Origin of the sequence: Streptomyces sp. SID12501, assembly GCF_010550245.1 — a bacterium.
Classification (GTDB): Bacteria; Actinomycetota; Actinomycetes; order Streptomycetales; family Streptomycetaceae; genus Streptomyces.
In genome coordinates this window covers 290,078-308,505 of sequence record NZ_JAAGLU010000005.1, presented here as the reverse complement: position 1 = coordinate 308,505, position 18,428 = coordinate 290,078, and the positions used below count along the sequence as shown (strand labels likewise).

Below are 18,428 nucleotides of genomic sequence, written 5' to 3'. Positions count from 1 at the left end.
CTGTGCCCATGATGCGGGATGGGCCTGTGCGAGCCGGTCCAATCCTTCGGATCGGCTTCCTCCGGGTATACGCAGGGAACTCTTGTTCCGTTCCGGGAGTCGGTCAGGAAGGGACAATGTGTGAGGGATCACTGAACGGTGGAGTGAGTGGAGCGAATGGAACGGACGGAACGAACAGCGCAGACGGAACGAACAGAACGGCCGGAACGCACGAGAACGGGGTCGGCGGACGGCGCGGTTCCGGGTCGCGCCATGACCTCCTTCAGCCCCGCCGACGAGGAGCGCCAACGCGGGGTGCGCCGTATGAAGCTCACGGCGACCGGGCTGCTGCTCTTCGTCGCCGTCGTGTACGTCCTCGCCAAGTGGGCCGGTGAGCAGGGCGCCGGTGCCTGGACGGGGTATGTCGCCGCGGCGGCCGAGGCGGGCATGGTCGGTGCGCTGGCCGACTGGTTCGCGGTCACCGCCCTCTTCCGCCATCCCCTCGGCCTGCCCATCCCGCACACCGCGATCATCCCCACCAAGAAGGACCAACTGGGCGTCTCCCTCGGTGAGTTCGTCGGCGAGAACTTCCTCTCCCAGGACGTCGTACGGCAGCGGCTGCGGGCTGTCGGCATCGGCAGCCGCCTCGGTACGTGGCTCGCCGAGCCGGAGCACGCCGACCGTGTCACGGCGGAGCTGTCGGCGGCCCTGCGCGGGGCGCTCACCGTCCTGCGCGACTCCGACGTCCAGGCGGTCGTCGGCGAGGCCATCACCCGGCGGGCCGACGCCCAGGAGATCGCGCCCGGTATAGGGAAGATGCTGGAGAAGGTCGTCGTCGACGGCGGCCACAAACGGGTCGTCGACCTGGTCTGCGTACGCGCCCACGACTGGCTCGTCCTGCACGAGGAGGAGGTCATGGGCGCCGTGCAGGGCGGCGCGCCCGGCTGGACGCCCAAGTTCGTCGACAAGAGGGTCGGCGAGCGCGTCTACAAGGAACTGCTGCGCTTCGTCACCGAGATGCGCGACGCACCCTCCCACCCGGCGCGCGGCGCCCTGGACCGCTTCCTCACCGACTTCGCCTCCGACCTCCAGTCCGACACGGACACGCGCGCGCGTGTCGAGCGGCTGAAGACCGAGGTTCTGGGGCGCGGCGAGGTCCAGGACCTGATCGCGTCGGCCTGGACGGCCGTACGATCGATGATCGTTTCGGCGGCCGAGGACGAGCGCAGCGAGCTGCGGCTGCGCGTACGGGCGTCGCTGCTGTCGCTGGGGTCCCGGATGGCGGTCGACTCCGGCCTGCAGAACAAGGTGGACGGCTGGGTGGAAGGTGCGGCGGTGTACGTCGTGACGACCTACCAGGGCGAGATCACCTCCCTGATCACGGACACGGTGGCGGGCTGGGACGCCGAGCACACGACGAGGAAGATCGAGGCGCACATCGGCCGCGACCTCCAGTTCATCCGGATCAACGGCACGGTGGTCGGCTCGCTGGCGGGGCTGCTGATCTACGTGGTGTCGCGGGCGGTGGGGGTGTAGCCAGGGGTTGAGTACACGGCTGGGTACGCGGCCGGGCACGAGGTTGAGTACCCGCACCTGAGTACGCGTACTCTGTCGGACCGCCCTCGGACGGGTGACCCTCGTACGTATGACCGAGATTACGGGGAACGGCACCACCGGGAAGCTGCTCGGGCCGCTGGGGACGCGTCCCTGGGCCGAGCGCTGGCTGACGCGCGCACTCGGCGTCGCCGTCGCTTCGGCGTCGTACGTCGTCTGCGTCCCCGGGGATCTGCGCAACCGGGCGGAGAGCGCGGGCACGACGCAGGAGACGACCCCGGTGACGGGCGTCGGGGTCGTCGCCCTGGGCGTCGTACTGCTGCTCCTGGCCGCCTACTTCGGTTACCGCGACAGCCGGGGCTGGCCGCTGCTCCTGATCGCGGCCCCTCCGGCGGTGCTCATGTACGTCTCCCTGCGCACCCATCCCGACCCGCCCGACGGCTTCGCCAACGTCTGGCCCCTGAGCTGGGCCTTCTTCACGCTGGTGATCGCGGCGGGGGTGCTGGTCATGGCGGGAGTGGGACGCGCGTTCCGGGTGGAGGAGGAGTCGATGGAGGGGTTGGCGTCGGCGGGGTTGAGGTAAGCCTTCAGGGGCGCGGGGCTGTGACATCTACGGCTCCGCCGCGTGGGCGCGACCAGCCACGATGACGCCGCAGCAATTCATGGCGCCGCAGCAACTCACGGCACCTCAGCGGAGCGTCTCGTGGCGGTCGGCGACCGCCCAGGAGGCGAGGGCGACGGCTCCGGCGACCCCGAACACGGCGGGCCAGGCGCCCACCTTCTTGGCCAGCGGGTGCGATCCGGCGAAGGCGGCGACGTACGCGACGGTCAGCGCCCCGGCGGCCGTCACACCCGCCTGCTCGTGCCAGCGCTGGGCGGCGACGGTCCCCGCGACGGCCAGCACGGTCCCGCCGAGCTGCCGGTTCCTGCTCCACCGGGCTACGGCGTACCCGCCGACGAGCCCGGTGGCGGCCACGAGCGCCGTAGGAACCTTCGTCGTCTTCGCCATGCCGGTCTGCCTCCGCTGGATCGGGTCGTACAGCAGTCGTGTACGTACGTGCGTGTACATGCGTGTGCGTGTACGTGCACTACGGGCGAGGCTAACGCGTGATCCTGGGTAACAGGCCGGGCGGGGTGGCCGGTCCCGTCTGAGAGGGAGCGACGGACTCCGCCATGTTCGTAGTGTCCCGCCGGCATAGTCGCTACGCTCCCAACGCGGGAACACAGGTGCTAACAGGGGGAGTTGACGGTGTTTCAGAGACCGTGGTCTCGGTGGCCTCGGCTCCGTCGAGGTCGAGCGGGGCGCCATGGTGCGCAGACTCCGCACGTCCACCTACAAGGGACTCGCCAAGACCATCGAATTCGATGCGAAGACCGACCAGTTCCACCTGGTCAACGGCCTCTTCCTGCACCGGGTGGAGAACGGTTCGCCGCGCTTCCTGGGCCGCTACGACAAGGTCAGGAAGACGTGACGGCAGTACTGTGCGCGCATGCCTGAGCAGCAACTGCCCATCACCGTAGCCACGTTGGTTGTCCGCACCGACTTTTCGAGCGACGCCGCGTGGGAGAACCTGAAGTCGGCCCTCTCCTCGCCGAGCGAGGACGGTTTCCTGCCGAACGTCGAACTCGTCTCACAGTCGGACCGCCGGTTCGCCCGTTCGCCGGAGTGACCGCGGCGGAGGCGCTCACCCTGCTCCCGGCCGGTTACCGGCACCCGATCCCCATCCTCGCCGACGCGACAGCCCTGGCCTCGGCGGGGCGGGAGGCGGGTGATGCGTAGGGAGTGCAGTGCGTCCCCGCGAAACCGGCCCCCAAGACAGCCAGTAGGGGCACCGTCGGCCGCCTGACCGGTGGTGCCCCTTCTTCGTTGATCTGCAAGGTGGAGATACGGACATTCCTCCAGCTCACGGATCAATTTCTTCCGTCCCCGTGGTTTCTCTTCCACTCCTGTGGTGTCCGGATCTCGCCGACACTCGGCCAGGCTCGATCCGGCCAGGATTTAAGGGTGAATGTTGACGCAGGCCTGGCCGGCCCAGTAGTGGCCGCCGTTCCAGGCAACCCAGAGCTTTGCGCAGTAGTCGCCCTCCTTCGCCACATTGCCCTTGACGGACTGAGTGTTCGTGAAGTTGTTGCTGGTGACCTGGGCGGTGTTCTTCCAGTGCACGTCGCCGGCCTTGACATATTCAATATGGATCGACTTCGCGCCGCCGCCGTCGTATCGCTTGGCGGTGCCTACAACCGAATCGACGTACATGCCGTCGCCGTTGATCGTGTAGCAGACCTGCCAGTGCCCCAGGTCGTCGTCCCCGCCGTTCCCGCAGTTCGTCCAGCTGGCGGAGGCGGGGCTGGCTGTCCCCAAGGTGGCGAGGGCGATCACGCCGGCGGATATTGACGCGGCCATTATCTTGCGCATTCTGAATCCCCTTGATCAAGTATTTGCGTGGCAGGCGATGTTCGAGCACGAGAAGAGGGCTGTCAGGATTGCGACAGCGTCCAGGACGGGTAGAGCGGCCTGGCGCTCACCTGCGCTTCAGGACACTGGAGATCCTGGCATTCCGAGTGATCGGTGCCATCTCGCGCTGGTTGGAGTTGTGGGTAAACCTGTGACGTACGTACGGGTAAACCTGTGGGGTACGTGCAGGTCGGTTCAAGGGTTCTCCGGCGCATGGTGATGCGAGAGAGTGTGGCCGTGAGTTACAGCATCTTTCTGCTCCGGTTCGTGGACGGCGAGGTCGTTGCCCTGGACGCGGAACGGCTGCGGCAGGTGACGGAGCCGTACGTGGTGGACGGCGGCCCGGAGGAGGGCCTCTCTCACTCCGCGCGGAGGACGGGGGCGAGGCGGACCTTTACCACGCGTCCCGGGCGGGGGACGGAACGTCGTGCGTGACGGCAGTACTGTGCGCGTATGCCTGAGCAGCAACTGCCCATCACCGCGGACACGTTGGTTGTCCGCACCGACTTTTCGAGCGACGCCGCGTGGGAGAACCTGAGGTCGGCCCTCTCCTCGCCGAGCGAGGACGGTTTCCTGCCGACCGTCGAACTCGTCTCACAGTCGGACCGCCGGTTCGCCGGAGTGACCGCGGCGGAGGCGCTCATCCTGCTCCCGGCCGGTTACCGGCATCCGATCCTCATCCTGGCCGACGCGACAGCCCTGGCCTCGGCGGAGTTCCCCCTCCTGGTCGTGGATCTGCGTGAGGAGTACGGGCGTTGCCTCCGGGTCGTGGCGAGCGAGCTGTGGGGCATCGAGAACAACCTGTCGCTCTCGAACATGGACTTCAGGGACTTCGCGGCGGCCGTCGACGCGGACGGGGTGCACCGGGGCTTCTGATCTGCCGGTCCCGCACTCGGCTATCGACCGGAGGCTTCCTGATGAGCCCTGGCCGATTCAGGGGCCACCGGGAGGGCCGTCGGCACGGCCCTCCCGCATCCGCCAACCGGCCCCCGACCGCTCAAGGCTGCTTCGCGGCGTCCTTCACCGAGGTCGGCCCCAACTGCTTGGCGCTGGAGTACTCCGGCAACGTCATGGGCTTGTCGAACAGGAAGAACGACTGGTTCGTGCCTACCGTGAACTCCATGTACGCGCCCGTCGTGGCGTCGAAACCGTAGTAGGCGTTGCAGGTGGAACCCGTCGTGTACGTGCCGTCCATGCCGGGCTGCGGGAGGACCGCGACGCCACCCTCGCTGTAGGACTCCACCCTCTCCGTCGGAGTGAGCATCTTGCAGCGCGGTACCGGCAGGCCCTTCATGATGAAGTACCCGTACTCGCCCTTGGCGTTCTGGATGTAGACGTACGAGAGTTTGCCCCGCTGCCCCCACGTCTTGACCCACTGGTTGATCGCTTCACGGGTCGGCGAGTACTCCATGCGGCCCGCCGGCTGCAGCGCCACGAGGTGGTCGTAGTTGTCCTGTTTGGCCGCGTTCTCCTTGTCCTGGCTGGTGTCGTCGGTGCAGGACGTCAGGGCAAGGCCCGCGACGAGCGCGACGACGGTGGCCAGGGCCATGCGTACGAACTTCTTCATGCCGTGCTGCCCTCTTCCCGGGATGAAATGGGGATGAGCTGGGATCAGTTGGTGCACGTCGTGCGCTCGGCGCCGACATCCAGCCGGTACGGCAGATCCTTGTCATGGAAGGGCGCGCGGTGCTCCTGGGCGGCCTTCGAGTTGTAGTCGTTGACCGACTCGATCCGCGTGGCCTTCAGCGCGGTGATCGACTGGTCGATCTGCGTCGTGCGAGTCTCCGAAGCGGCCTTCCGCTCCTCCTGGAGCACCTGGATCGTCCCCTCGGCGTTCTGCACGGCCTCGCACAGATCGAAGAACTCCTCGTACGTGGTCTGCCGGAACTCGCCCGAGGCGACGGTGTTCTCGCGCTTGTCCACCTCACCGCGGAACGGGGCGGTGATCCACATCGCACCGCCGAAGGCGAACGCCCCGACCACGTACAACACCGCCAGGCCGAGAACCCCGACGACAGCCCAAGCCCCTATCCGTGCCCCGTCGCGTATCTCCCCCATGACCATCCCCCTCCAGAGGCGGTCCGCGGCGTGGAACCACCTTCCACGAAGAAGGACACGGGGTGTGATGAAACGGTTCCGCGGGCGCGAGGGTCAGGAGGGGTCGCAGACGTACGCACTGTCGGAGGTACTGGTACTCAGACCGTGAGCCCTGTCTGCGCTGCCGTCGCGGACACGAGGTCGTGGCGGATGAACCACTCGGTGCAGAGCAGCCGTTCCCGCTCGGCGCCGGAGAGCCCGGCGATCAGCCCGAGGGCGGCTCCCCGTGCCACCTCGGTGCGATGGGCCAGCACGGCGGCGACCTTCTGCTCCAGCCAGGGCCTGACGTCGACGGTCGCGGTGACCTGCTCGTCCGGAACGCTGTGCATGGCCTTGCCCGCCGGGACCAGGAGTCCGCCCCACACCGGGATGGCCGAGTGCGGATGCGTGGCCAGGTACAGAGCGCTCGGCTGCCAGGGCTCACCGGCCCCCAGGTAGAGCCGCTCAAGTCCGGCCGCGTGTACGGCGAGCATGGTCACGCGGTGCGTGTGCACGTGATCCTCGTGACCGGTCAGCCCGCCGTACGCATCGTGCGTGACCACTTCCCTGATGCTTGAGTGAGTTCAAGCGTCAGGAAGGACCGCAGTTGAGTACGTGGCAAGTAGTGCGGGTTCCGGATCCAGGCCGGTGGGGGACTCTCCCTGCTGAGGGGGTTCTGGGGGTACGTGAGCTGCCGGAGGCGGTGGCTCGGATCGGTCTCAAGCCGGGTGACCCGGTGTTCGTCAGGCCCGACGGGGTGGTCGATGCAGGGCTTCTGGATTTCGTCCGTTCGAACGAATTCCGGAGTATGCAGCGTGAGTCGAAACGGAACTACTCGACGGATATCCGTCTGTTGCTTGTTTTTCTGTCCTCGCGGGATGTCGAGTGGTGGGAGGCGACACAGCAGGATCTGGATGATTTCCGGGACTGGCGGTGTGAGGCACAGGAGAACCCAGAGCGGATCAGCGGGACGAAGTGGGACCGGGAGGCGGCGGCGTTCACCAAGCTGTTCCGGTGGGGGAAGGTGCGTCCGCTGCCGGTGGACGTGTCGCGGCGGGAGGACCGGGCGGCGGACTCGGTCAGTTCGCGGGTGTCGTGGCTGACGCCGCGGACCTGGGGCCTGTGGTCGGACATCGGCCTGCGCGGCCACACCCGCGGCGGCCTCCCGGCGCCGGGGTGGGACTCGCGGACGGAGCTACGGAACACGGGCTTCGTCCAACTGCTGCTTTCTTCGGCTCTCCGAAGGCAGGAAGGTGGGTCGCTGCTGACGTTCGAGCTGCCTGCCCAGCGGCTACGGCACGGCCGTTACTGCCACGGCCGGATCGCGGGGGCGGTGACGCGGTCGAAAAACAGCCGGGTGTTCTACGCCTCGGTGGATGCAGTCGGCCAGGTCGAGGCGTACGTGCAGTCTGAGCGGGCCTGGGCCGTCCAGCGAGCCCAGGCCGAGGGACGCTATGAGCGGCTGCCGGTGATGCTGCTGATCACGCGGGTGACCGGCGGGCTGAAGCCGAAGGTCGAATGGGCCGACCGGAATGGGGCCATCGGCGAGCGGGAACTGAGCCGGCTCGGCTGGCGGGAGAGGCAGTCGTTGTTCCTGGAGGGACCGGAGGGGCCGGAGCCGGCCTATCTGTGGCTGACTGAGCAGGGCCTGCCGATGCCGCCCGAGAGGTGGAACGGGGTGTTCAGGACGGCGAACCTGCGTTGCGAGAGGGTCCTGCTCACCGAGAAGGAACGGAAGATCACCCGAGACTTTCGGCTGGCGGACGTCCGGGGCAAGAGCCCGTACGTAACCCCGCACTCGGCCCGGCATTCAGCGGCGCTCTATCTGCTGATCGTGCTGAACCAGCTGGTGGAGACCCGCTACGGGCTGTCGAAGGCGGAGAGGCGGGACTTCGCGTTGTTGTTCGGTGACCCGTGGTGGCTGGTGAAGACGATCCTTGGGCACGCGGACGTGGAGACGACGAAGCGGCACTATCTCGCGCCGGTCGCTCACCTGCAGCTGGAGTCGATCCTTGCCATGGCCGACAGCGCCGATGGTCAGAACGAGCATGTCGAGGATGTGGACGGCGTCTTCGCGCGACTCGCCCGAGAGACGTCCGGGATCCAGGACATCGACGTCCTCCTCGGCGAGGTGGCCTCGTGACAGGGCGGGGACGTGAAGCAGTCCTGCCCCCGGCAGGTCACCGGGCCGAAGCCCCGCTGGCCCCGGACGGCCTAGTGGTGACGGTCACCAACAAGGCCGGCTACAAAAAGGAGTTCGACTTCGCCGAGTTGTCTGTGGCCGTGCCGATGCAGCGCTCACTGGCCAAGGTGTTCGCAGACCGGTCTCGCGGTTGGACCAGCCACAGCACTGCCCGAAGCAGCTGGATAAAGCTAGGATATTTCGCCGATTTCCTCTCGGGGTTGGACAGTCCACCGGATGATCTGGACGCTCTGACCGTCGCCATCATGCAGAGCTGGCGTAATGGGCGTATCAGCACCAACTCCGGGAAGGGGATGCTGAGAGAGGTCCGGAATCTGCTGCAGGCGGACCCCCGACTGGCTGCTGGGCCGGTGGCGGAGGAACTGGCCCGCCGGATCCCCGGGCCGACACCGAACAAGCAGTCCTATGGGGAGAGTGCGCGGGAGCAGGTGGTGCAGGCCGCTCAACGCCAGTTCCGGTCGGCCTGGCTTCGGATCGGTGACAACACGCGGCTGCTGAACGCATGGAGGGCGGGCGGCGTCACCGAGGGCAGCCGCGAGTGGAGGATCGGGAAGATCCTCGACCACCTCGCCCGCACCGGTGATGTCCCTCGCACTCTCCACCCTGGCGGACACAGCAGCGTGACGAACCACGGGCTGCTGGGCGGCAAGGGGGGAGAGAAGGCATGGGGTCGGCTGTTCCTGACCCGTGGGGAGCTCACCGCGCTGGCCGTGCTGCTGACCGACAGGTTCGGCTGGAACTTGTCCGTCTATGACCGCATGCCGGCGCCGACGACGGCGCCGTCGGTGGGCGAGATGGTGTCGGTGACCTATCAGGTTCAGGTCGAAAAGCGCAGATTGGGTCGAGGACGGTGGTTCTCCACCGAGAACATCACCGATTCAGGGGCCAGCTCCCCTGGGCGCCTGATCACCCAGGCTCTGGAGGCCACCGCTCACGGACGCGCGCTGGCCAGCCGTCTGGCACCCGGGACTGACCTGCTGATGACCGCTCGCTCCTATCTGCTCGAGCAGGAGCACCTGGACCTGGACCGACCCGCCCCGGTGGGTCCCCTGTCCTTCGGCGTCTCCGTGTCGACGATCCAGTGGTGGGTCCGCGGGCATGGGCTGTCCGGGTCGCCCTTTCAGCGGGCCCGCCGGACAACGGTGACGGAGGAGGGCCGTCCCCTGCAGCACAGCCAAGGCACCCACGAGAGCGTCTACGTCCTGCCTGACCAGCGCGTACAGCGCGCTTCGCGCGACGTGTTCGAAGCCGGCGCGATCGAGGCCCTAGAACAGGCCCAGGCTGCTGTTTTCGGCGGGCAGATCACAGACAACCCGGACCGCGAGCACCAGGAGACCGCGACCGCGGACTGCGAGGACGAGGAGTCCAGCCCCTGGCCGGCTCCCGGGGGCGGCTGCGGAGCGGACTTTCTGCTCTGCCTGGCCTGCCCCAACGCCCACGTCCACCCGGGCCACCACCCCCGGCTCGCCCATCTGCACGAGCAGATCCTGAGCTTGCGGTCCGTCATGGACGACCGCACGTTCCACGAACGCTGGCGTGATCATCGGCTGCGGCTGGAGGACTTGCGCGACAGGGTCGGCCCGGCCGCTTGGAAGGCGGCCTTGGCCCACGTCAACGACGCCGATCGCACCATCGTCCAGTTCCTGGTGAAGAAAGACCTCGCCCTGTGACCAGCCTCGCAGTCGAGAACGACCCGTACGTCCTGGCCATGCCCGGCCTCGACAGCCCCGTGGTGCTGCCCCAGTGGATCAAGCCCGGCAACACGCACCCGAACGCCCGTTACCGAGACCTCGTCTGGCCACTGGCTCCGCTCATCGACAACCCCGGCACCAGCCTCTGCGCAATCTTCTGGGAAAGGTGCCCCGCGTCCCTGCTCGGCCAGGTGAAACTCACGGCCTGGACGATGCTCAACGGTCAGCTCCGGCCCACCTACCTCAAGGACCGAGGGGTCCGGGCCCGGGCCCGGACGTCCGCCGCAGTCATGCGGGCCACATGCAACGAATGGATACGTCTGGCGCGCTGGCTGCACGAACGCCGCATCACCAGCCTCGGCGCATGCACCGAGGAAGTGTGGCGGGTCTACATCTCCGAGCGCTGGGAGGGCGGTATCACCCGCGACCCCGCGAAGAGCGTTTGCTCCAGCCTGACGGACCTTTGGGCGTTCGATCAGCTCAGTGCACAGCCCACCGGCATCGCACGGCCTCCCTGGGAAACGGAGGGCCTCGACGACTTCCTTCCCGCAGATGACGGATCGGCACGCGGAGAGAACAGTACGGAGCCGCTTGACCCGCAGGTTCTCGGTCCGCTACTGGTCTGGGCGATCCGCCTGGTCGACGACTTCGCCGACGACATCCTTGCCGCCTGGGACGAGCGGTGTCGCCTCATCGCCACGGCCGCCGCCAACAGGGGCAGTCCAAAGACCCTGGCAGCCCTCGCGGATCTCCTGCTCCAGGCAGGCGCCCCACTGCCCTCGGTCCGGGGGCGCGACCGGCCAAAGCTAGCCCGCTCCTACGTCGCTGCCATCACCGGCGCGAGCCTCAAGCAGGTGGACCGATTCAAGGACCGGCACCAGCTCTCGGTCGCAGTCAACGACCGGCCGGGACCGTGTCCTTTGCAGGTGCCGGTCACCGGGCGGATCAACGGGAAGCCCTGGCGCGAGCACTTGGACTTCGACGAAACCGCCGAACTCATGCGCCATCTCGGAACCGCCGCAGCGATCATCTGCCTGTACTTGACCGGCATGCGACCCCAGGAAGTCCAGGGCCTACGAGCGGGATGCTGCCCTGAGCCCGAACCCACCGCCGACGGCACTCCCCGACGACATCTGATCCGCAGCCACCACTACAAGAACGTCACCGACGACGAAGGAAGCCACATCTCCGCCGGCGAGGAACGCGACGTTCCCTGGGTCGCCATCACCCCAGTCGTCCATGCCATCCGTGTCCTGGAGCGGATGGTTCCCGAAGGAGAGCTCCTTCTCAGCTCAGCTCACCACGACTTCACCCACCAGCAGGGCCATCATGGCGCCCTGAAGAGCGGGACCCTGAACGAGCGGATCGAGGCGTTTGTGGAATGGGCGAACCGCGAGGCCCCGTCCCAGGGCCTGACTGGTCAGGCCATCCCCGAGGATCCACTCGGGGGAATCGGAGTGGCCCGGTTCAGGCGGAGCCTGGCCTGGCATATCGCGCGCCGTCCAGGCGGGCTGATCGCGCTCGCGATCCAGTACGGCCACATGAGAACTGTGCTGGACGCTCGAACGTCCAGCGGCTACGGCTCCCGCAGCCGCGGTGGCATCCACGGCGTCCTCGACGTCGAGACCGCCCTCGCCGCTGCCAACACCGCAGCCCGTCTCCGCGATCAGGCCGCGGCAGGGGAGAAGATCTCAGGACCCGCTTCCCGCCGGGCCCTCACCGCCGCTGCCCACACGCCAAAGTTCGAAGGACGGATCGTCCCGGCAACATTCGCGAAGAAGGCCACTAAGTTCCTCGCCCGGGACGGCGTCGTCCTCTTCGATAATCCCGATGCCATGCTGATCTGCGCGTTCAAACGGGATACAGCGCTCTGCGAGCCCGAACCAGGAGCGAATGCCCCAAGACAGTACGACTGTCGGCCCGGCTGCGGGAACACCGTCCGCACCGACACCCACGCCCGCCTCCTGCGCGAGCGAGCGGACGAACTCGACCGACTCGCAGCCTCGGCCCCCGCCCCGGTCGGCCGACGACTCACAGCGAATGCCGACAGGCTCCGCGACACGGCAGACGCCCACGACACCGCCGCTCAACCTGCAAAGGCCATCGCATGACCCCGCAGCCCCGTCACGAGGACGAGCGGACCCGTATCCGCGAGGCCATGGACCAGCTCCTTGCCGGGAAGGCCACCGCCTCGGACGGCAGCCTCACGGTCAAGGCCCTCGCTGCCGAGGCCGGCGTCCACCGCATGGCCCTCATGAAACGGCATTCGGACCTGAAGAACCTCTTTTACGAACGGGTCCGCAACGAGACCCTCCAGCTCCCTGAATCGGAGAGGAAGCTGCGGGAGACCGTCATCCGCCAGCGGCAAACGATCAAGGATCAGCAGGCCGAGATCGAAGAACTCCGTCAGCGGGTCACCCAGCTGACCCTCGCCGCCGCTGTCCTCACCCAAAGGGAGGGCACGCCACCGCCCCCGCGGCCGGTTCCTGACAACGTCATCCTTCTTCGGCCCGTCACCTGACCCAGCCGTCCGGCTCCGGTGGACCGGGGCCGGACGGCTACGCAGAGGCATTCCTAGCCCAAGATCTGGACCTTCTCGGCCTGCACGACTTCGAAGGAGACGTGGTGTCCCTCCTTGTTCGTTTCTGCGCGCCGTTCCTCTACGCTCGAGAAGGTCATCAACTACCGCATGACATCTGCCCGGTGACGGAGTCGGCGTGGGGTGCGCGTCCCCGCTCCACGCCACCACTGGACGGCTTCAGGCGCAGCCACGGGTCGGCACTTCCGGACGCCGACGACCTTGTGTGGCGCGTCCCGCCGGGCGGCGAAAGGGATGCGTCGTGCCTTCGGCTTCGGCGAACTACCGCACTGTGCTGCGCACTTCGGGTGCCGTGGCCTTCTTCCTTCCCGCCGCTGTCGGGCGTTTGGGTATCGCCATGACGGGGATCGGCATCGTCTGGCTGGTGCACGCACGCACCGGATCGTATGCCGTCGCGGGTCTCGTCACCGGCGGGTTCGCTGTCGCGGACGCCGTCGCCGGGCCCCAGATCGGGCGCCTTGTCGACCGATTCGGGCAGGCACGGGTGCTTCCCTGCACGCTGGGCGCACATGCTGGGGCCGTGGCGCTGCTGCTCGCCGGCGCCGTTCCGGACCTCGTCGCTGGAGTGCTCGTCGGGGCAACGCTGCCCCAGCTCGCTGCCCTGTCCGCCGCTCGCTGGTCCGCCCTGCTGTCCGGCGAACGGGCTGCCGCGCTGCCTACAGCCTTCGCCTTGGAGGCCCTCGCCAACGGTGTGTCCTACCTGGCCGGCCCGGCCCTGGTGAGCGTCCTCGGTGCGGCGGGCCGCCCGGGCGCCGGGGTGCTGCTCGCTGCCGCGCTCGTCGTCGGAGGCGGGCTCGCCCTCTCCTCCCAGCGCCGCACCATGCCGCCACTCACCGGCCACGCCGAACGCCGGCACGCCGGACGCGCCCTGCTCCGCTCCGCATTCCTGCGGCAGGTCGCGCTCGGCCTCGCGCTCGGGGTGTTCTTCGGCTCGATGCAGGTGTCCGTCGCCGCGTACGCCGTCGGACGCGGCACCCCGGACACGGCAGCGCTGCTCTATGTCGCCGCCAACTGCACCAGCCTGGTGGGAGGCTGGGCCTACGGAGCATGGCGTCACGGCGGCTCACCACGGCGCCACCAGGCTGCAGCCGCAGCCTGCCTCGCCCTTGCGAGCCTCCCGCTGACCTTCCTCGACGCGCCCCTCGCGGTCGGCGTCACCCTCGCCCTGACCGGACTCGCCGTGCCGGTCCTGCTGATCCTCTCCTCCGTCCTCACCGAGTCGGCGGTCCCGCGCTCCGTCCTCACCCAGGCGTTCACCTGGGGCAACTCCGCAAGCGCGGCAGGAATAGCAGGCGCCGCGGCGGTCGCGGGTCGGGTGGTGGACACAGGCGGCGCGCACGGCGGTTTCGGTGTGGCGGCGGGGGCCGCGGCGGTGATGACGGTCCTGACGCTCGGCGGTCTACGGGGCTCATCACCGGACGTGCCGAAGTCGTCCGCGCCCGCGGAAACCATGGCGCCGAACCCGCCGACCACACGGCGGGATTCGTCCACGAACCGCAAGGCACCCTGAACTCCGTGACCCGCAACGGGTGCCCCGAAACGGTCTGGCTCACCTTTGGGCTGGCCGGGCTCCTGAATTATGCCAAAGCGATCTGGGATCCCTCAGGTCCGCTATAGCTTGCCGCTCGAGCTGTGGCGTTCGCGGCAGCTCTAATTGTGTATGTGGCGCTGAGGGTTTCCGCGTGATTTAGGGACAGAGGATGACGCCAAAGGGGCGTCTGGTGCTGAGCCAGATGCCGTGGCTGTCGCGTTAGCCTCCGGGCATGGCCATGCCCCTCGCCTGAGCGGCCGACCGAGCCAGCGCCACCGAGGTGTAGTTCCGGAGACCTCGCAGAGCTGAACACAAGAACTTGACAGGGAAGACCACGATCTCCGGCCGGAACTCCCTTATATGTGCGACCAGTTGACCGATCGCTTCGTCGAGGGGCGCGTCGAGGAAGCGCTGGCTGCCCGGGGCTGACTGTGGCACGCGGGAGTCGGCGTAGCCGAGCATTCGGGGGGCGCCGGCGCCGAGGATGCGGAGGGCCTCGGTGAGTTCTGTGGCGCGTTGGGTGGTGGCGGCCCAGGTCGTGGTGACAACTGCGGTGCGGGCGTGGGCGGTTGCGTGGCGGGCGAGGACCCCACCCGCCGAGATGGACTCGTCGTCGGGGTGGGCGAAGACGGCGAGGAGGCTGGGGGCGCCTCGCTGGCGAGGCACTACTCGTGGCTCCAGAACACCAAGGCCTTTTCGATCAGTTCCTTGGCGTCGGCCCCGTAGTACGCGGCGCTACTGAGCAGCCCGAACGCCTTGTTGTGCAGGGCGAGTTCGGCCGGGTCGGTGATGTCAACGCCGGTGGAGACGAGTTCGTAGTGGGCTCGGCTGTCGTCGTACATGTTGAAGCCGTGCGCGGGGACCATGTCGACGTCGGCGGAGGCTGGAAGGATGCCGAGGGTGAGAGAGGGAAGGTCGATCTCACGGAGGAGGCGTTCCAGCTGCCCGCGCATCACCTCGGGCCCACCGACGTACGTGTACAGGGCCTGTTCACCGAGGATCACTTCGTAGCGGTGCTCGCCGTCGTACAGCACCTGCTGGCGCTCCATCCGTTTGGCCACGCCCGCCGGCACATCGTCGGGGATGCCGAGGAAGTCGACCACCTTACGGAGGATCACAGTCGCGTAGGCCTCGGTCTGGAGGGTGCCCCAGATCATGGCGGGGACGTAGGCCTTGCTGTGCCGCGTCTGCCGGTAGAGGTTGATGACCTCGTTCTGGACGTCAGCTGTACCGGTGGACAGGCGTTGCTGCCAGGGGACCGAACTGGTCACCGTGTTCCTCCCAGAGTCATGCGCCGTCAGGCATTTCCGCGTCGGCGATTCGGCAGCGGCCGTTACCTGTTGGCGGATTGCCACTCGTGATCAAGGACGGCGTGAACGATGCTGTCCCGCCATCTGCCTCCCCGCTGGATGTGCTCGCGAATCCGGCCTTCCACGATCATCCCGGCCCGCTCCATGGTTTGGGCCGAGGCTTCGTTGGCGGGCGAGCGTGCTCCCCAGACCCGATGAAGGCCGAGGTCTTCGAAGGCAACGGCCAGGAGAAGCCGGACAGTCTCCAGGCCGTAGCCACGCCCCCAACTCGACACCCTGAGGGCGAAGCCCATCGTCGCGGCCCCCGGCTGGTGCGGGTCGAGCGCCAGCCGTCCGAAGCCGACAAGATCTCCGCCGGTCTGCTCGACGACGGCCAAGGCGTATTCGCGGCGCTCGTCCGCGTGAGCGGCCTCAATGGAACGGGCGACGATCTGCTCGACCTGGTCCCGGGTGCGGGGGTCGAAGGAGAGGTGTTCCGTGGCCTTCGGGTCGCCGTAGATCGCGTGTACGGCGTCCACGTCGCCGGGGGTGAGTTCGCGTACGAGGAGGCGGTCATCGAGGCGCTGCACCTGATGCATGCCGGGATCCTATTGGGGCAGAGAGGGCATCGCAGACGACGTGGGTTCCCGCTCCGTCAATTGTGATCGCTTGTTCCGCGAGATTCTGCCTCTGGAGCATCGAGCCCGGGTAGGGAACCGGCAGCAACTTGCAAGAGTGGAAACCGGGACCACGACCGAGGCAGGACCATCGGAGGACTCTTCGACACGTTCGAGCGTGAGGCGTTCCGCCTGGAACCGTCGCCCCCGCTCCATCGGTGGATGCCTCGCCCGGACCGGGCTATGTCTGAATTCAAGCTCCGCGGCCCGACAACCTTGCCCTCCCAGGCCCGCTTCGAGAACATGACGAACTGGTCCTACACGGCAAGGGGGAAGGAAACTTGCAATATAAGCCAAAACGTCGAACGCTGGAGTGGATAGCAGCGGGGGTCGTAACTGTGCTTGCCCTCCCTGGGATCCCCCTTCTGCTTCAATGGGCAACCCCAGGAGGGATGGATTGGTCGACACTCAGTGAGATCAGCCAGACCTACGCGGCTATCTCAGTCCCGCTGACCGCTGCCGCTTTGCTCGGTGCAGTCACTTCTCTCCGGCACCAGGCTCGACAGACAGCGATCAGCCAGGCTGATGCAAGGAACGCCATTCACAGGGAGCTTCTGACCGCTGCTCTAGAAGATGCCGACCTTCGAGTGTGCTGGGGGCCGCTACCCGTTCGTCTTACGCCACATCGGTGGCGGCAGTTTACGTACATCAACATGATCATCAGCTTCTGGCACACGCAGTATGTACTGGCTGGCGGTCCAGTGGCGGACGCAGTCGTTCGGATCAACGCGCAGCGTCTCTTCCGGGGAGAAGTGGGGCGCGATTTCTGGACTTTACTGGGGAGCGGCTGGCGACAGAACATGATCCACGAACAGCGCTCGCGTAAGTTCGTGAAGGTGCTCAATGAGGCATTCGAGGCGGCTCAGGCTGAAGGTCCCGCTGTGCTGGCCTCTGAGTTCTTCCTCAGTGATGGGGCGGACTGAGGCACTCGTCGCACGTCGTCACCCGAGACCCTGGGCGTCCGCCAAACAGCCTGGGAGTGGTGGCCGACAGGAACATGAAGGGGGCCTGAACGAGGCGGTCGAGGGTGGTGGGCGGTGTTGGAGAGCCAGCTTTCTCGCACATCCAACCGCCCACCGCCTACCGCACCCGTCACGCCGTCGAACCTGTGCGGTCACGGAACCAGCCTTTCAACTCCCTCTTGTTCAGGGCTCGTATGAAGGTCTGCCAGCCTTGACCTCGAACAACGATGACAGGCCCTCCAGTACTTTTGGAGTCACGTACAAGAGCGCCGTCGCCAGTGCGCGCACACTCAACGCACTCGCCCCCCGCGCCGTTGCTGTACGACGACGTGAACCACGTCGGGGGGCCGTCGTCCTTGGATCGTGCAGTGCTCATCGTGCGTATTCCTTCAGAACGGACTTGATCAGTTGACCGGAACGCTGAGGGCTCAAGGCCGCGGCCCTGAGGCCGTCGAAGGCCCGGGTGTACTCACGGACATGATGCTCGCCCTCAAGATAGACGGCGTCGGTGATGCCGTCCCGATACACGATGTCCGGATCTGCCTGATCAGGGAAGCCGAGCATCGTGAACGAGCCGGTCGCGGGGTAGGTGCCTGAGTCGAAGGCGAGGACCTGCAAGGTCACGCTTGGCAACTCGGAAGCGTCCAGGACACGTTCAAGCTGCTCTCGCATCAAGGCCCGATCGCCGATGACGTTGCGCAGAGCGCCCTCGTTCACGATGAACCATGCGTCGGGGGCGCCTGGCTGCGTCAGCATGGCCTGGCGCTCCATACGTACCCGCACGGCACGGTCGATGTCTTCCGTGGACATGTGTGCGCCGGTCTTGTGGAGTTCGCCCGTGTAGGCCGGGGTCTGCATCAGGCCCGGCAGCAACTCGCACTGGTACTGGCGGAGTGTGGAGGCGTCCTGCTCCAGGCCGATGTAGATGTTGAACCATTCCGGGACGCCGGCGCCGTGCACCTGCCACCAACCGCGCGTCTTGGCCTGCCGAGCCAGCGACTTGAGGAATTCGCGCAGCTCGTCGCTAGTGGCGTAGAACCGGCACAGGGCATCGATGTCGGACGGCTGGACCCTGCCGCTGCCCGTCTCCATGCGGTTGACCTTGGAGCCGCTCCAGTCCAGCGCCTCGCCGACCTGGGCGCACGTGAACGCGCTCTTCTCGCGGAGCTTCTTCAGCTCGATCGAGAGACGACGACGCCGTGCCGTCGGTGAACCGGCCACTTCAACCCTCTTTCGGATAGCGGGCGTTCAGTCTTGCGCCAAGGGAGCTGCTTGCCAATCACTCGTAAGTGGGAATCCCGTCGTGCACATTGCATAAAGGGATACGCCCAGTCCATGCTTCCGGTGACGCAACTCGCTGTGAGTGCGTGCAACTCTCCGCTGATCATGTGGGGTCAGGGGAGGCGACATGCGAC

20 protein-coding genes and 2 pseudogenes are annotated in these 18,428 nt (G+C 67.2%); 12 read left to right on the top strand and 10 right to left on the bottom strand.

Going from position 1 to position 18,428, the window contains the following annotated elements; all coding sequences use genetic code 11:
* The first annotated feature begins 156 nt into the window (after positions 1-156).
* The gene (locus tag G3I71_RS08005) at positions 157-1,515 is read left to right on the top strand and encodes a DUF445 domain-containing protein (RefSeq protein ID WP_164313199.1); all 1,359 of its coding nucleotides are present in this window, start codon (positions 157-159) and stop codon (positions 1,513-1,515) included.
* Positions 1,516-1,624: 109 nt separating this feature from the next.
* Positions 1,625-2,116, top strand: coding sequence for a hypothetical protein (locus G3I71_RS08000; RefSeq protein WP_164313198.1), 492 nt, complete (start codon positions 1,625-1,627; stop codon positions 2,114-2,116).
* A 105-nt stretch (positions 2,117-2,221) separates the two neighbouring features.
* Here G3I71_RS08000 and G3I71_RS07995 read toward each other — a convergent pair whose 3' ends face one another.
* Entirely contained in the window at positions 2,222-2,542 is a 321-nt protein-coding gene (locus G3I71_RS07995) for a hypothetical protein (RefSeq protein ID WP_164313261.1), read from the bottom strand.
* A gap of 298 nt (positions 2,543-2,840) precedes the next feature.
* On the opposite strand from G3I71_RS07995, the gene G3I71_RS07990 reads away from it, so the two are divergent.
* Together G3I71_RS07990 and G3I71_RS07985 are read left to right on the top strand one after the other, a co-directional pair.
* Positions 2,841-3,005, top strand: coding sequence for a hypothetical protein (locus G3I71_RS07990; protein ID WP_164313197.1), 165 nt, complete (start codon positions 2,841-2,843; stop codon positions 3,003-3,005).
* Positions 3,006-3,023: 18 nt separating this feature from the next.
* Positions 3,024-3,203: a hypothetical protein gene (locus G3I71_RS07985; protein ID WP_164313196.1), complete on the top strand. Its 180-nt coding sequence runs from the start codon at positions 3,024-3,026 to the stop codon at positions 3,201-3,203.
* Between the two features lie 329 nt (positions 3,204-3,532).
* On the opposite strand, the gene G3I71_RS07980 is transcribed toward G3I71_RS07985, so the two are convergent.
* Positions 3,533-3,946 (bottom strand): hypothetical protein, encoded by a 414-nt coding sequence (locus G3I71_RS07980; protein ID WP_164313195.1) that lies wholly within the window; start codon positions 3,944-3,946, stop codon positions 3,533-3,535.
* A 276-nt stretch (positions 3,947-4,222) separates the two neighbouring features.
* Between G3I71_RS07980 and G3I71_RS07975 the strand changes: the two genes are divergently transcribed.
* Both G3I71_RS07975 and G3I71_RS07970 read left to right on the top strand, forming a co-directional pair.
* Positions 4,223-4,420, top strand: a complete 198-nt coding sequence (locus G3I71_RS07975) for a hypothetical protein (RefSeq protein ID WP_164313194.1) — start codon at positions 4,223-4,225, stop codon at positions 4,418-4,420.
* Positions 4,421-4,438: 18 nt separating this feature from the next.
* Entirely contained in the window at positions 4,439-4,861 is a 423-nt protein-coding gene (locus G3I71_RS07970; protein ID WP_164313193.1) for a hypothetical protein, read from the top strand.
* Between the two features lie 121 nt (positions 4,862-4,982).
* Here G3I71_RS07970 and G3I71_RS07965 read toward each other — a convergent pair whose 3' ends face one another.
* The 3 genes and pseudogenes from G3I71_RS07965 to G3I71_RS07955 all read right to left on the bottom strand — a co-directional run.
* The gene (locus tag G3I71_RS07965; protein ID WP_164313192.1) at positions 4,983-5,552 is read right to left on the bottom strand and encodes a hypothetical protein; all 570 of its coding nucleotides are present in this window, start codon (positions 5,550-5,552) and stop codon (positions 4,983-4,985) included.
* Positions 5,553-5,596: 44 nt separating this feature from the next.
* Positions 5,597-6,043, bottom strand: a complete 447-nt coding sequence (locus tag G3I71_RS07960; protein ID WP_239148994.1) for a hypothetical protein — start codon at positions 6,041-6,043, stop codon at positions 5,597-5,599.
* Positions 6,044-6,180: 137 nt separating this feature from the next.
* Positions 6,181-6,624 (bottom strand): annotated as a pseudogene (locus G3I71_RS07955) (PIG-L deacetylase family protein); the annotation flags it as partial.
* A gap of 44 nt (positions 6,625-6,668) precedes the next feature.
* Between G3I71_RS07955 and G3I71_RS07950 the strand changes: the two are divergent.
* The 5 genes from G3I71_RS07950 to G3I71_RS07930 all read left to right on the top strand — a co-directional run bounded on the left by G3I71_RS07950 (position 6,669) and on the right by G3I71_RS07930 (position 14,064).
* Complete coding sequence (locus tag G3I71_RS07950) at positions 6,669-8,204, top strand: integrase (protein WP_164313190.1); 1,536 nt, start codon at positions 6,669-6,671, stop codon at positions 8,202-8,204.
* A 77-nt stretch (positions 8,205-8,281) separates the two neighbouring features.
* Positions 8,282-9,934, top strand: coding sequence for a hypothetical protein (locus tag G3I71_RS07945; protein ID WP_343242882.1), 1,653 nt, complete (start codon positions 8,282-8,284; stop codon positions 9,932-9,934).
* A gap of 38 nt (positions 9,935-9,972) precedes the next feature.
* Positions 9,973-12,066: an integrase gene (locus tag G3I71_RS07940; RefSeq protein WP_164313260.1), complete on the top strand. Its 2,094-nt coding sequence runs from the start codon at positions 9,973-9,975 to the stop codon at positions 12,064-12,066.
* Entirely contained in the window at positions 12,063-12,476 is a 414-nt protein-coding gene (locus G3I71_RS07935) for a hypothetical protein (protein WP_164313188.1), read from the top strand. The genes G3I71_RS07940 and G3I71_RS07935 overlap by 4 nt, the downstream gene beginning before the upstream one ends.
* Before the next feature lie 319 nt (positions 12,477-12,795).
* A complete protein-coding gene (locus G3I71_RS07930; RefSeq protein ID WP_343242881.1) occupies positions 12,796-14,064 on the top strand; it encodes an MFS transporter in 1,269 nt (422 codons plus the stop codon).
* A gap of 351 nt (positions 14,065-14,415) precedes the next feature.
* Here the strand turns inward: G3I71_RS07930 and G3I71_RS07925 are convergent.
* The 3 genes and pseudogenes from G3I71_RS07925 to G3I71_RS07915 form a co-directional block, all read right to left on the bottom strand.
* Positions 14,416-14,751 (bottom strand): annotated as a pseudogene (locus G3I71_RS07925) (PIG-L deacetylase family protein); the annotation flags it as partial.
* Positions 14,751-15,356, bottom strand: coding sequence for a DUF5753 domain-containing protein (locus tag G3I71_RS07920; RefSeq protein WP_164313186.1), 606 nt, complete (start codon positions 15,354-15,356; stop codon positions 14,751-14,753). The gene G3I71_RS07920 and the pseudogene G3I71_RS07925, both read right to left, overlap by 1 nt.
* 62 nt (positions 15,357-15,418) lie before the next feature.
* Entirely contained in the window at positions 15,419-15,973 is a 555-nt protein-coding gene (locus G3I71_RS07915) for a GNAT family N-acetyltransferase (protein WP_164313185.1), read from the bottom strand.
* 470 nt (positions 15,974-16,443) lie between these two features.
* On the opposite strand from G3I71_RS07915, the gene G3I71_RS50960 reads away from it, so the two are divergent.
* The gene (locus tag G3I71_RS50960) at positions 16,444-16,974 is read left to right on the top strand and encodes a DUF6082 family protein (RefSeq protein ID WP_239148993.1); all 531 of its coding nucleotides are present in this window, start codon (positions 16,444-16,446) and stop codon (positions 16,972-16,974) included.
* Between the two features lie 169 nt (positions 16,975-17,143).
* Here G3I71_RS50960 and G3I71_RS07905 read toward each other — a convergent pair whose 3' ends face one another.
* Together G3I71_RS07905 and G3I71_RS07900 are read right to left on the bottom strand one after the other, a co-directional pair.
* The gene (locus G3I71_RS07905; protein ID WP_164313183.1) at positions 17,144-17,389 is read right to left on the bottom strand and encodes a DUF397 domain-containing protein; all 246 of its coding nucleotides are present in this window, start codon (positions 17,387-17,389) and stop codon (positions 17,144-17,146) included.
* Entirely contained in the window at positions 17,386-18,234 is an 849-nt protein-coding gene (locus G3I71_RS07900) for a helix-turn-helix transcriptional regulator (protein ID WP_343242880.1), read from the bottom strand. Before G3I71_RS07900 ends, G3I71_RS07905 begins: the two co-directional genes overlap by 4 nt.
* Positions 18,235-18,428 lie beyond the last annotated feature (194 nt).